Origin of the sequence: Labedella phragmitis (assembly GCF_004078635.1) — a bacterium.
GTDB lineage: Bacteria > Actinomycetota > Actinomycetes > Actinomycetales > Microbacteriaceae > Labedella > Labedella phragmitis.
Window position 1 is genome coordinate 35,523 of the sequence record NZ_RZNB01000003.1, and the last position, 12,922, is coordinate 48,444.

Consider the following 12,922-nt stretch of genomic DNA (forward strand, 5'->3'; position numbering starts at 1 on the left):
ATCATGAGACTCGCAACACTCCGCACCCCCGCCACCACCGTCGCAGTGCGCGTCGACGAGACCGTCGCCGTCGAGATCGACGGCTTCGCCGACGTCGGTGCGCTTCTTGCCGATCCCGGCTGGGAGTCGCTGGCACGTTCCGCCGAAGGCGCCTCCCACAACCTCGACGAGATCGAGGATTCCGATTGGGAGGCGGTCGTGCCGTCCCCGTCGAAGATCGTCTGCGTCGGGCTCAACTACCGCAACCACATCCTCGAGATGGGTCGGGAACTGCCCCAGTACCCGACCCTCTTCGCGAAGTATCCCGAAGCGCTCATCGGTCCGTATGATCCGATCGTCCTACCGGAGTACGCCGCGCACGCCGTGGACTGGGAGGCCGAGCTCGCGATCGTCATCGGTTCGCGTGCGCGCCGTCTGAACGAAGCCGATGCGACGAGAGCGATCGCCGGATATTCGGTCATCAACGACGTCACCATGCGCGATTTCCAATACCGCACACCCGAGTGGTTCCAGGGCAAGACGTTCGAGGGCTCAACACCCTTCGGACCAGTCCTCGTGACCGCTGACGAATACACGCTCGGTTCGGAGCTGTCGACGACGGTCGACGGGGAGAAGGTGCAGTCGGCGACCACCGACGACCTGGTCTTCGGACCCGCGGCCCTCGTCTCCTACATCTCCCACATCGTCACGCTCAACCCGGGCGACGTGATCGCGTCCGGAACCCCGGGGGGCGTCGGCCACGCTCGCGAACCGAAGCGGTACCTCGGCGACGGCGCGGTCCTCACAACCGCGATCGAGGGCATCGGATCCATCACGAGCATCGTGACCGTCGAGGACTGATCGTGGCCGGCCGAACCGACAACGTCACCGATCCCGCCCTCGCCGCGGGCCTCCTCGTCGCGCGTCGCGGGCAGGCCTTCTACTCCCGGAAGCTCAATGAACTCACCGACGACGACCTCGACGCCCCGTCGCTGCTTCCGCAGTGGAGTCGCCGCCAGGTCGTCGCGCACGTCGGCCTCAACGCGCGCGCGTTGACCCGCCTCACGGAGTGGGCCGCGACAGGCATCGAGACCCCCATGTACGATTCGCCGGAACAACGTACGGAGGAGATCGACTTCGCTGCGACCCTCCCGGCGCAGGCGCTGCGGAATCTCTCGGATCACGCCGCCATCCACCTCAACGTCGAATGGCGGGATCTGCCGGAGACGGCGTGGGCGAACGAGGTGAGAACGGCGCACGGGCGGGTCGTCCCGGTGTCGGAGACGGTGTGGATGCGGACCCGCGAAGTGTGGATCCACGCGGTCGACCTCGGCAACGGCGCGTCCTTCCGGGACATCCCGGCGGAGGTGATCGATCGCCTCCTCGACGATGTTCAGTCGGCGTGGGCGACCCGTGCAGGATCCGACGGACGGCCGCCCATGCTCGAGGCGACGGATCGCCCTCGTGTCTCGTCGACGGCTGCGGCCGCGGTCCAGGGGCCCGCGTGGCGGCTCGCCGCATGGGCGACGGGCCGCGGAAGCGCTGATGGCCTGTCGACGAGCGACGGCGCCCCCCTGCCGTCGGCGCCGAGATGGCTCTGACGGCGACCGTCGGCTAACGCGGCGCGGCGCTACAATACTCGCGGCCGGTGATGGACGGGTCACCGACGCGAACAGGATCCGGAGCGAGGGATGATCGAGCGGAAGTCGGTCGGTCCCGAAGCCGGGGCCGTCCACAAGGTACTCAACAACAACGTCCTGATCACGATGGATCCGCTCGGCCGCGAGCAGGTGCTGATGGGACGTGGTCTCGCTTTCCAGGCGAGGCCCGGTGATCCCGTCGATCTCACGAAGGTCGAGAAGTCGTACACCCTCGACGTCGACGTCAACCGCACGCACATCCACGAGGTTCTCGCGGCTGCACCCTACGAAGTGATCGCCGCGGTGAACGGCGCCGTCGACCACGCGGAGAGGTCTCTCGGTCGCGATCTCGGTCGGCACCTTCCCATCGCGATCATCGACCACGTCCAGTTCCTCCTGGAACGTCTGCGCACCGGCGTCGACCTGCCTTCCGCGAGCATGCCCGAGGTGCGTGTGCTCTACCCGGACGAATTCCGCGCGGCGACGGAGATGTCAGAGCACCTCGCTGACGCCCTCGCCCTCGAACTCCCGACGGACGAGTCGGTGTTCCTCACGATGCACGTCCTCAACGCGACGCGGGACGAACCCAACGGGACCGCCGCGCTACTGTTCCGCCGGGTGCAGCACGTCGTCAAGACCGTCGAGCGATCCACAGGGGTGTCACTCGACGTCGAGAGTCTCGACTACGCGCGCTTCATCCTCCATGTCAAGTTCCTGCTCCAGCGCCTCGTGTCCGAGTCGATGCTCCGCAGCGCTGACACGTCGTTCTACGATTTCGCACGGGTGAAGTACCCGCGCGCTGCGGCGTGCGCCGACGAGGTCAAGGCCTACGTGCTCGCGGCGACCGGCTCCGTTCTGACGGACGAGGAGTTGCTCTACCTCATCGTCCACGTCGAGCGCCTCATCCAGCGCGTCAGTCCGGACTGACCCGTCCCCGGCGCGACCGGCATGTGTTACCGTTTCCACTGCGAGACGATGACCGTCACGCAGAAGCCAGGATTGTTACTGCACGGCAGGCAAAACCTGAGTTCACCTTCGGACGCGATCCGACGGGCGGACTCAGGTTTTTTTTATGCCCGCGAGCGGTCCGCTTCTCCTCACAGTGCCGCGAGGACGCGGCGAAGGGTGGAACGACGATGGATTACGGGAAGACCGCTGCGGGTGTCCTGGCGGGGGTCGGTGGAGGAGACAACGTCGCCTCCGTCGTCCACTGCGCTACACGGCTGCGATTCGAACTCAAGGACACGGCGAAGGCCGATCCCGACGCGATCCGCTCGATCCCCGGAGTGATCACGACGGCGGAAGCCGGAGGCCAGTTCCAGGTGGTCATCGGCAACGAGGTCCCGGAGGTCTACGCAGAGATCGCGAAGACGACCGGCGGTGCGCCGGGCGAGCGACGGTCGAAGGAGCGCGACGACGCGGCGAAGCCGAACGTTTTCAACAGGTTCATCGCCATGATCTCCGCACTGTTCTCGCCGCTGCTCTGGGTTCTCGCCGCTGCGGGCCTCCTCAAGGCGCTGCTGTCGGCGTCCGTCGCGTTCGGCTGGATCGACTCGACCACGACGACGTACGCGATGCTCAATGCCATCTCCGACGGCTTCTTCTACTTCCTCCCCGTGATCCTCGCGGTCACCGCGGCCAAGTACTTCGAGGCCAACCAGATGACGTCGATGGCGATGGCCGCCGCGCTCGTCTACCCGGCGATCGTCGCGCTCGACGGGCAGCCTGACGTCTCGTTCTTCGGTATCCCCGTCGTGATGGTGAGTTACGTCTCGAGCGTCATCCCGGTGATCATCATGGTCTGGCTGCAGTCACACGTCGAGCGGTTCCTCTACGCGAAGCTGCACTCGTCGATCAGACGGCTCTTCACGCCCATGATCGTGCTGCTCATCCTGGTCTCGCTGACATTCCTCGTCATCGGACCCCTCGCCAACGCCGTCTCGTCGGGCCTCGCCGCAGGGATCGGCTGGCTCTTCGACTACGTTCCGGCCCTCGGCGGCGCGATCACCGGTGGGCTCTGGCAGGTGTTCGTCATCTTCGGCGTCCACTGGGGGATCATCCCGCTCATGATCGTCGAGTTCCAGGAGAACGGGAACGTCGCACTGCTCGCACCGATCTTCGCCGCAGTGCTCGCCCAGGCTGGAGCCGTCCTCGGCGTCCTCATACGGACTCGGAGCAAGCAGCTGCGCGCCCTCTCCGCTCCCGCGGCGATCTCCGCCTTCCTCGCGGGCGTCACCGAACCCGCCATCTACGGCATCAACCTCCCCCTCAAGCGGCCCTTCGCGTTCGGAATCGTCGGCGGGGCCGTCGGCGGCGCGATCATCGCCGCCGGAGGCATCACGGCGAACGCCTTCGTACTCGCATCGGGGCTCTCCCTGCCCGTCCTCTTCGGATCGGGTTCGGTGTGGGTCCTCCTCATCGCGCTCGCGGTGTCCATCGTGGTGCCGTTCGTGCTCGTCCTCGTCTTCGGCTTCACCGATCGCGTCGACGACGCCCCCGTGACGGCGTCCCCCGATCTGCAGGTCGTCAGTCCGCTCGACGGAACGGCCGTCCCCCTCTCGCAGGTGCCCGACGCAGCTTTCGCCGACGGTTCGCTCGGGCAGGGCATCGCGATCGTCCCGACCGGCGGAACGCTCTTCGCTCCCGTGGCGGGCGAGGTCGTGGCCGTGTTCCCGACCGGGCACGCGATCGGCATCCGCTCCGAGGACGGCGTCGAGATCCTCATCCACATCGGCATCAACACTGTCGAGCTCGGTGGCGAGCACTTCTCGGTCACGACCGAGAAGGGAGCAACCGTCGCGGCGGGCGACGTGCTCGTCGAGTTCGACACCGCGGCCATCGCCGCAGCCGGATACGACCTCACCACACCGATCATCGTCACCAACGACGATGCGTTCCCGACCATCGGCAGCCCGGCGAGCGGTGCGATCCGCCACGGCGACCCGCTCTACCTCGCCATCGCGTCCGAGGCGGCGGCGGCACGGTGACAGACTCGGGGCGGGGCCGACGGTGATCGGTCCCGCCCCGACGCAGTTCGACGGGATCACGGATCCCGGCAGGAAGAGGAGAGACGTATGACGACGCGCGCACCGGGCTTCCCCGATGGTTTCCTCTGGGGAGGAGCGACGGCAGCGAACCAGGTCGAGGGCGGCTTCGACGAGGGCGGGAAGGGACCGTCCATCCAGGACGTCATGGCTCGCGGGTTGTCAGGTCCGCCGACGATCGCACCGACCCCCGACAACCTGAAGCACGTGGCATCGGACTTCTACCACCGCTACGTGGAGGACATAGCCCTGTTCGCCGAGATGGGATTCACCGTCTACCGCTTCTCCATCGCCTGGAGCCGGATCTTCCCTCGCGGCGACGAGGAGCAGCCGAACGAGGAGGGCCTGGCGTTCTACGACCGGGTGCTCGACGAGCTCGAGAAACACGGCATCGAGCCGCTCGTGACGATCTCCCACTACGAGACGCCACTGCACCTCGCGCAGACCTACGACGGCTGGATCAGTCGCGAACTGATCGGGTTCTACGAGCGATACGCGCGGGTCCTCTTCGAGCGGTACGGCAACCGAGTGAGGTATTGGCTCACCTTCAACGAGATCAATTCCCTCCTCCACGCCCCCCTCATGAGCGGCGGCATCCTGACCCCGCGGGAACGCCTTACCGATCAGGACCTCTATCAGGCGATGCACCATGAACTCGTGGCGAGCGCGGCGGCGACCCGGATCGCCCGCGAGATGACGCCGCAGGCGGAAATCGGATGCATGATCCTCGCGATGCCGACGTACCCCCTCAGTCCGTCCCCGGACGACGCGCTGGCCGTGATGACGGCCGACCACACGAATCTCGTCTTCGGCGACGTGCACACGCGTGGCCGCTACCCGGGCTACTTCCTCCGGACCCTGAGGGAGAGGGGGATCGAGCTCGACATCACCGACGAGGACAGGGACATCCTGACCAACACGGTCGACTTCGTCTCCTTCAGCTACTACATGAGCGTGTGCGAGACCGCGGACGCGGATAAGCGCGTCGTGGGCGCCGGCAACATCATGGGCGGCGTCCACAACCCGACGCTCGAGGCAAGCGAATGGGGTTGGCAGATCGACCCCGTGGGTCTCCGCATCGCGCTCAACCAGTTCTGGGACCGGTGGCAGAAGCCCCTCTTCGTCGTCGAGAACGGCATCGGGGCGCGCGACGAGCTCGTCGAGACGAACGGGGTTCTCACCGTGGAGGACGACTACCGGATCTCCTACCTCAACGATCATCTCGTCCAGGTGGGCGAAGCGGTCGCCGACGGCGTCGAGGTCATGGGGTACACCGCGTGGGGGTGCATCGACATCGTGAGCGCGAGCACCGCCCAGATGAGCAAGCGCTACGGACTCATCTACGTCGACCGCAACGACGATGGGACCGGCACGCTCGACCGGTACCGCAAGAAGTCGTTCGGATGGTACGCGGACGTGATCCGGACCAATGGCGCGTCCCTGACCTCGTGATGTGCCGCACCATCCTGCAGCCCGTGACAGCGGGGGTCTCGCGATGACTGCGCGGACGATCTTCCTCGACGTGGACGGGACCCTCATCGGTCACGACCAGCATCTGGCCCCGTCGGCGATCGCGGCGGTCGGCGATGCTCGTCGCCGAGGGCACCTCGTCTTCCTGAGCACGGGCCGTTCGCGGAGCGAGATCCCGGACGAAGTCCTGGCCATCGGCTTCGACGGCGTCATCTCCGCCGGCGGAGGCTTCACCGAACGACACGGCGTTCTGGTCGACAGTCGCCTCCTCACCGCGCGTGACGTCGAGGAGATCCAATCGTTCCTCTCCTCACGAGGGATCGAGTACATCATGCAGGGCTACGACGCCATCCATCCCAGTCGAGGAGCGGCGGAGCGCCTCTCCAGCGCCCTTGCCTCCGGGCGGGTCGGAAGCGAGCGGGATGGGGCGGACGATGACGAACTCCTCGCGCGGCTCTCCTATCGGGGCGCGGCTCCGACCGAGGGAATCGCCAAGGTGACCTTCCTCGGTGATCACCCGCGAACGTTCGCGACCGTCCGTGACGGGCTCGGCGACGGCTTCCACGTGATCACGGGGACGATCCCGTACCTCGGCGAGGCGGGGGGCGAGGTGAGCAGGCGCGGCGTCGACAAAGGCGCGGCGATCGAACGCCTCCTCGCCGCGGAGGGCCTCTCGCTCGACGACGCCGTCGCGATCGGCGACAGCGCCAACGATCTCGAGATGCTCGAGATCGTCGGCCTCGGGATCGCGATGGGGAACGCCGACGCGGCGGTGAAAGCCGTCGCCGACGAGATCACGCGCCCGGTATCACAGGACGGCGTCTGGCACGCCCTGCGGTCCCACGGACTGATCTGATCCGGTGCCCGCGGGAGAGTCGGGCCCGACTCCCGCGGGGACATCCCGGCGGCGGCTCCCACGTCCGTCGCGCTGTCGATCGCGCTCCATGACGAAAGTCCCCGGTCGCGCCTGAAGAATCAGGACTACCGGGGACTTCGTGGTGGCGGTGACGGTGGGATTTGAACCCACGGTAGGGGGTTACCCTACACAACTTTTCGAGAGTTGCACCTTCGGCCGCTCGGACACGTCACCGCCGTCGAGTGTAGCCGAGCGAGCGGGTCGGCGCGAATCGGGACCGCAGTCGAGTGCTGCTCGACCGCGGCGGTTTCTCCCCACGCCCTCAGTCCGGCGCTCCACTGTCGGGGGTCGCCACTAGCCTCGACCCATGCCCAAGAACACCGCAGCCTTCCAGTGCAACGAGTGCGGGTGGCAGGCAGCCAAGTGGGCCGGCCGCTGCCCGGAGTGCCAGCAGTGGGGCACCGTCGTCGAGGCCGGAACGGCCACGGGCATCGTCACGCGCATCAAGCCGTCCGTCGTCGCCGACGACCGCGTCGCGCGCCGCATCACCGAGATCGACGACGTCGAGGTCAGCCACTGGTCGAGCGGCATCGACGAGTTCGACCGCGTCCTCGGAGGCGGATTCGTTCGCGGCGCCGCCGTGCTTCTCTCGGGCGAGCCTGGGGTCGGCAAGTCGACCCTCCTTCTCGAGGTCGCCGCTCGCGCCGCCCGACGCGGCATGCGTGTGCTCTACGTGAGCGCCGAGGAATCGGTCGCGCAGGTTCGCATGCGTGCCCAGCGCACCGACGCCCTGTCGGACAACCTCTACCTCGCCTCCGAGACCGATCTGGCGACCGTGCTCGGCCAGGTCGACGCCGTCGTCCCGCAGCTCCTCATCGTCGACTCGGTGCAGACGGTCGCGAGCGCGAACGTCGACGGACTCGCGGGGCAGCCGAGTCAGGTGCGCGAGGTCGCATCCGCCCTCATCCGCATCGCGAAGGACCGGGCACTCCCCCTCGTCCTCGTCGGCCACGTCACGAAAGACGGCACCATCGCCGGCCCGCGTGTCCTCGAACACCTCGTCGACGTCGTGTGCCACTTCGAGGGCGACCGCCACACCGCGCTCCGTTTCATCCGAGCGCTCAAGAACCGCTTCGGTCCCACCGACGAGGTCGGCTGCTTCGAGATGACAGGCGACGGCATCGCGCAGGTCGCCGACCCGAGCGAACTCTTCCTCAGCCGCCAGAAGTCGGTGCCGGGAACATGCGTGACGATCTCCATGGAGGGCAAGCGCGCCATCCCCGTCGAGGTCCAGGCCCTCGTCACGAGCACGCAGTCGCCCAATCCGCGTCGCGTCACGAACGGTGTCGACCCGTCGCGCGTCGCGATGCTCATCGCCGTGCTCGAACGCCGTGGCGGCATCAAGCTCGGCGAGTTCGACGTCTACGTCTCCACGGTGGGCGGGGTTCGCCTCACCGAGCCGGCGGCCGACCTCGCGATCGCGATCGCGCTCGCCTCCACGGTCAAGGACTGGCCCATCCCGGAGACCCTCGCCGCCTACGGCGAGATCTCCCTCGCCGGGGAGGTGCGCCCGGTCGGTTCCGCGACGCATCGCGCGTCGGAGGCCCGGCGTCTCGGCTACCGCAGCATCGTCGACTCCTCCACGGGCACGCTTCGAGCGGCACTCGGCATGGCGAGAGCGACAGCCGAGCCCGTCGTCGTGCCCGACTTCTGATCGACGACGTCTGCGTCACACCGAATCACCCATGCCCAACCCCGTCACGCGGGCTCTCGCTCTCGCACCCCTCATGTCCCGATTCATCGAACCGACAGAAAGCCCCCCTAGGGTCGGAAGCGTGACCGAATCGTCCTCACAGAACCCGCCAGCAGACGACACGCACACCTCCACCCGTTCACGGGGGCCCGGCACGAGGGAGGCAGGCCGGGTCGGCGACACCCTCGCAGCCCTCGATCCCACGGCGCTCGACCCGGCCGCCGTCGCCGAGGCCCGGCGACTGCGCACCGAGTTCACGCGCTTCATGATGCAGTACCAGTTCGCGATCGACGAGGTGCTCACGAAAATCTCGATCCTCCAGGACGAGTTCACCCACCTGCACTCGTACAACCCGATCGAGCACGTCAACTCGCGCGTGAAGAGCCCCGAGAGCATCATCGAGAAGGTCGCGCGGAAGAACTGCGACCCGTCCTTCGAGGCCATCCGCGCCACGATCACCGACATCGCCGGTGTCCGCATCACGTGCAGCTTCATCGCCGACACCTACCGGGTGCTCGAGATGCTCACGGCGCAGAGCGACATCACCGTGCGCGGGATCAAGGACTACATCAAGGAGCCGAAGGCCAACGGCTACAAGAGCCTCCACGCGATCATCGAGATCCCCGTGTTCATGTCGAACGGCGTCGTCCCGGTCCTCGTCGAACTGCAGATCCGCACCATCGCGATGGACTTCTGGGCGAGCCTCGAGCACAAGATCTACTACAAGTACAGCGGCGAGGTCCCCGGGCACCTCGTCTCGACCCTCACGGAGACAGCCCAGATCGCTTCCGAGCTCGACCGCCGCATGGAGCACCTCCACGCCGAGGTGCGCGCGCTCGACTCCGAGACCGACGCGTGGGGCGACGACTCCACGACCGTGCCGGAACCCGCTATGCCCGAGCAGATCGTCACGCAACTCCAGGAGCTGCGGCGGCGGGGCGGCACCCAGCAGGTCTGAGCGCCACCAGCGCTCAGTCCCCCGCAGCGGTCAGGCGTCCGTCGCGGGGGGCTCCTCATCGGCGGCAAGACCGAGGACCCGCTGCACCTCCGCGGGCGTCGCCTGCATCGCGTGCGGACCGGCGATGTCGAAGAACACCGTCTCGATGTCGTCGCCGTACGTGCGGAGGAAGGCGGAGAGCCACTCTCCGTCATAGAGGCCGACGAACGGCGGCAGTGCCTCGGGCTTGTTCTTCGCATCCGAGAACAGCAGGAGCGCGAGACGGGCCGTCTCCGGCTGGCGGTACATCCACACGTCGGGTGTCGCCGTCGGCTTGTCGCGGTCGATCGCCGTGGCGAGCGGCACGACGACGGGGTGATTTCGGAGCGCGAACGCGACGGCCGCCATGTCCTGCTTCTCGAGAGCGTCCGCGAGGACCGGGGATGAGAAGTCGGGCTTCTGCTTCTTCGCCATGCCCCCAGTCTGCCAAACCTCCGCGACGTGTCTGCTCTCCGGCTTGCGCATCCACGGAGACGAGTCAAGTACGCGATGTGGTGCCCGCACTGTGAGGGAATGGAACCATGAAGCATGTCACGTACGCACAGAAGTCCCTCCTCATGGGTGATGACGTTGCGGACGCGTTGCTCGCCTATGCTGCGCTGCTCGCCGATGCCGGGTCCGCGGACAACGTCGAGGTCAGCGGCGTGGGCGTCGACGGCGAGGAGGTCGTCGCGACGTTGGTCCTCGGGAACGGTATCGACCTGATGGCCGAGACCACCCGGTCCGGCCTACCGGAGCCGGACAACTTGTCAACTCTCGCGTACATCCGCGACCGCTCACAAGCGATCACCAACGTCAAGACCCACGTGCCGGTGGCGACCACACCGTCGGACTTCGGCAACCTGGACGAATCGTGATGCACGCCTCGCGGCGAATGAATGCCGACGTCTGGACCGAGCGGCTCGGAGTGTCTAGCGTGGACGCGGGAGAAAGGACACCCGTGATCCGTCACACGTGCACCATCGGCTCGACCTCGTACGTCCTCGCCCAGGGACTGGGCATCGACCACCTCAAGACACAGATGGTCGAGGCGATCCGCTCAGGCGGCGGCTTCGTCGACTTCGTGGTCTTCGGCAACCGCGGCATCTCCGTCCTCGTCTCCCCCGGAACGTCCATCGTCTTCGAGACGGCCGAGGTGGACCTCGACGACCGCGACACGGGTGACGTCGCGCGTCCGTTCACGACGATCGACGAGTGGGCGCTCTGACACCCCACCACGGGAGCACCGGCGTTGCAGCCCACGCCCTCGCTCCTCAGTAGAGCAGGAACTGCGCCGACTCCGCGGAGGCGATCCCCGCGACCGAGGTGGAGAGGTGGTACGAGGCGCCGCCCGCCGGCACGCCGGGGCGCTCGTCATCGCACGTGTCGGCGGTCGAGCGCGTGCGGTCCCACGAGATGGCCGGATTCGACGTGATCGTCTTCCGGGGCTCGAGGAGCATGATCGCGTTCGTCGGCTCCACCTGGCAGTCGGTCGACGTCCAGTACGTGTCCTGGCCGCTCGTCACAGTGAAGACCTGCTGGCTCGTGCCGACGTCGATCGTGCAGGCGACGTCGCCCGTGTTCGTGAGCGACAGGGACAGTTGCGGCAACTCCCCCACCTGGTAGGTCGACTTGTCCGTGTGCGCCTCGACCGCGACGGTCTCGGCGGTGCACTGCGGGTCGCCCTCCTGCGCCGATGCCGACGGCGACGGCGACACCCCCGGGGGAGCTTCCGTCGGTGACGCTGGCGTGCTGGCGCTCGCGCTCGGCGTTCCCGACGCTCCGGGTTCCTCCTCCTGGCCGGACGAGGAACCGGGGCGGAAGACGACGAGGGCAATGACGGCCACGATCGCGAGGAACCCGAGCAAGACCACGATCCGTCGTCGCCGGTAGACGGCCTTCGACGGACGCCGGGATCTCTCACGCGTCGACATACCCCCAGAATACGTCGACGTCTGGGCGATTCCGCGGCGGCGCGCTGCGGTCCGTGTGGGCGGCCACGCTCCCGTTCACGGCGCGCTCCCAGCTTCGAAGGAACAGCATGCGCCCACCATCCGTTGCACCGGATGACGCCGAACGCTCGGTGTCGGAATGGGTGCCGCAGCCAGCGGTATCCGGAAGGAGGACCAGGTGGCACAGGAGTACCGCAAGACCCCGGAGGCGCTCGCTCGCCTCACCCCCACCCAGTACCGGGTCACGCAGGAGGAGGGCACCGAGCCCGCCTTCCGCAACCAGTACTGGGACAACCACGAGGACGGCCTGTACGTCGACGTCGTATCGGGTCAGCCGCTCTTCAGCTCGCGCGACAAGTACGACAGCCGGTCGGGCTGGCCGAGCTTCACCCGGCCCATCGCTGCGGACGTCGTCACCGAGAAGGTCGACCGCTCGCTCTTCATGAAGCGCGTCGAGGTCCGCTCCTCGGCAGCGGACAGCCACCTCGGGCACGTCTTCGACGACGGCCCGCGCGAGGCCGGTGGTCTGAGATACTGCATGAACTCGGCCGCCATGCGCTTCGTGCCGGTCGCCGAGCTCGAGGAGCAGGGATACGGCGAGTACCGCTCGCTGTTCGAGACGAACGGGACGCCCGCCGCGTCCCAGAAGGAGGACGCATCATGACCACCGAGACCGCCATCCTCGCGGGAGGATGTTTCTGGGGCATGCAGGAGCTCATTCGCTCCCGCCCGGGCGTCGTGTCGACGCGTGTCGGCTACGCCGGCGACGACAACACGCCCAACGCGACGTACCGCGCTCACGGCGACCACGCCGAGGCGATCGAAATCGTCTTCGATCCCGAGCAGACGTCGTTCCGCGAGCAGCTCGAGTTCTTCTTCCAGGTCCACGACCCCACGACGAAGGACCGTCAGGGCAACGACCGCGGTCGCAGCTACCGGTCCGCGATCTTCCCCCAGAGCGACGAGCAGGAGCGGATCGCGCGCGACACGATCGCGGACGTGAACGCGTCGGGCATCTGGCCGGGACCCGTCGTCACCGAGATCGCCCGTGTGCGTGATTTCTGGGAGGCGGAGCCGGAGCACCAGGACTACCTCCAGGTCTACCCCAACGGCTACACATGCCACTTCGTTCGCCCGGGCTGGAAGCTCCCGAAGCGTGAGTCCCAGCCCGTGAGCTGACCTCTGCTACCGCACCTCCGGCAGCATGAGACCGCCGGAGCACTCGATCGTTCGAGTGCTCCGGCGGTCTTTT

14 protein-coding genes and 1 tRNA gene are annotated in these 12,922 nt (G+C 67.4%); 12 read left to right on the forward strand and 3 right to left on the reverse strand.

Translation table 11 applies throughout. From position 1 onward, the window contains the following. The first annotated feature begins 3 nt into the window (after positions 1 to 3). From ELQ90_RS08280 to ELQ90_RS08305, 6 genes are all read left to right on the forward strand, one after another. Positions 4 to 840, forward strand: coding sequence for a fumarylacetoacetate hydrolase family protein (locus ELQ90_RS08280; RefSeq protein ID WP_128494822.1), 837 nt, complete (start codon positions 4 to 6; stop codon positions 838 to 840). A gap of 2 nt (positions 841 to 842) precedes the next feature. After that, entirely contained in the window at positions 843 to 1,580 is a 738-nt protein-coding gene (locus tag ELQ90_RS08285; RefSeq protein ID WP_128494823.1) for a maleylpyruvate isomerase family mycothiol-dependent enzyme, read from the forward strand. Between the two features lie 90 nt (positions 1,581 to 1,670). Further along, positions 1,671 to 2,546, forward strand: coding sequence for a PRD domain-containing protein (locus ELQ90_RS08290; protein WP_128494824.1), 876 nt, complete (start codon positions 1,671 to 1,673; stop codon positions 2,544 to 2,546). Positions 2,547 to 2,755: 209 nt separating this feature from the next. Next, entirely contained in the window at positions 2,756 to 4,606 is a 1,851-nt protein-coding gene (locus ELQ90_RS08295) for a beta-glucoside-specific PTS transporter subunit IIABC (RefSeq protein WP_128494825.1), read from the forward strand. An 87-nt stretch (positions 4,607 to 4,693) separates the two neighbouring features. Further along, a complete protein-coding gene (locus ELQ90_RS08300; RefSeq protein ID WP_128494826.1) occupies positions 4,694 to 6,115 on the forward strand; it encodes a glycoside hydrolase family 1 protein in 1,422 nt (473 codons plus the stop codon). 43 nt (positions 6,116 to 6,158) lie between these two features. After that, positions 6,159 to 6,989 carry a Cof-type HAD-IIB family hydrolase gene (locus tag ELQ90_RS08305; RefSeq protein ID WP_128494827.1) on the forward strand — a complete coding sequence of 277 codons (831 nt, stop codon included), beginning with the start codon at positions 6,159 to 6,161 and terminating at the stop codon, positions 6,987 to 6,989. A 143-nt stretch (positions 6,990 to 7,132) separates the two neighbouring features. On the opposite strand, the gene ELQ90_RS08310 is transcribed toward ELQ90_RS08305, so the two are convergent. Then, positions 7,133 to 7,223: transfer RNA gene (locus tag ELQ90_RS08310), tRNA-Ser, on the reverse strand. A 133-nt stretch (positions 7,224 to 7,356) separates the two neighbouring features. Here ELQ90_RS08310 and radA point away from each other — a divergent pair. Together radA and ELQ90_RS08320 are read left to right on the forward strand one after the other, a co-directional pair. After that, a complete protein-coding gene (gene radA, locus ELQ90_RS08315; RefSeq protein WP_128494828.1) occupies positions 7,357 to 8,703 on the forward strand; it encodes a DNA repair protein RadA in 1,347 nt (448 codons plus the stop codon). A 304-nt stretch (positions 8,704 to 9,007) separates the two neighbouring features. Further along, the gene (locus ELQ90_RS08320; protein ID WP_128495185.1) at positions 9,008 to 9,700 is read left to right on the forward strand and encodes a GTP pyrophosphokinase; all 693 of its coding nucleotides are present in this window, start codon (positions 9,008 to 9,010) and stop codon (positions 9,698 to 9,700) included. 30 nt (positions 9,701 to 9,730) lie between these two features. Here the strand turns inward: ELQ90_RS08320 and ELQ90_RS08325 are convergent, their stop codons facing one another. After that, on the reverse strand, positions 9,731 to 10,153 hold the full coding sequence (locus ELQ90_RS08325; RefSeq protein WP_128494829.1) for an SseB family protein: 423 nt from the start codon (positions 10,151 to 10,153) through the stop codon (positions 9,731 to 9,733). A 107-nt stretch (positions 10,154 to 10,260) separates the two neighbouring features. On the opposite strand from ELQ90_RS08325, the gene ELQ90_RS08330 reads away from it, so the two are divergent. Both ELQ90_RS08330 and ELQ90_RS08335 read left to right on the forward strand, forming a co-directional pair. Next, positions 10,261 to 10,596, forward strand: coding sequence for a hypothetical protein (locus ELQ90_RS08330; protein ID WP_128494830.1), 336 nt, complete (start codon positions 10,261 to 10,263; stop codon positions 10,594 to 10,596). A gap of 83 nt (positions 10,597 to 10,679) precedes the next feature. Then, a complete protein-coding gene (locus tag ELQ90_RS08335) occupies positions 10,680 to 10,946 on the forward strand; it encodes a hypothetical protein (protein WP_128494831.1) in 267 nt (88 codons plus the stop codon). Between the two features lie 46 nt (positions 10,947 to 10,992). Here the strand turns inward: ELQ90_RS08335 and ELQ90_RS08340 are convergent, their stop codons facing one another. Further along, entirely contained in the window at positions 10,993 to 11,652 is a 660-nt protein-coding gene (locus tag ELQ90_RS08340) for a hypothetical protein (RefSeq protein WP_128494832.1), read from the reverse strand. 196 nt (positions 11,653 to 11,848) lie between these two features. On the opposite strand from ELQ90_RS08340, the gene msrB reads away from it, so the two are divergent. Then, positions 11,849 to 12,334, forward strand: a complete 486-nt coding sequence (msrB, locus tag ELQ90_RS08345) for a peptide-methionine (R)-S-oxide reductase MsrB (RefSeq protein ID WP_128494833.1) — start codon at positions 11,849 to 11,851, stop codon at positions 12,332 to 12,334. Then, the gene (msrA, locus tag ELQ90_RS08350; RefSeq protein ID WP_128494834.1) at positions 12,331 to 12,849 is read left to right on the forward strand and encodes a peptide-methionine (S)-S-oxide reductase MsrA; all 519 of its coding nucleotides are present in this window, start codon (positions 12,331 to 12,333) and stop codon (positions 12,847 to 12,849) included. The genes msrB and msrA overlap by 4 nt, the downstream gene beginning before the upstream one ends. Positions 12,850 to 12,922 lie beyond the last annotated feature (73 nt).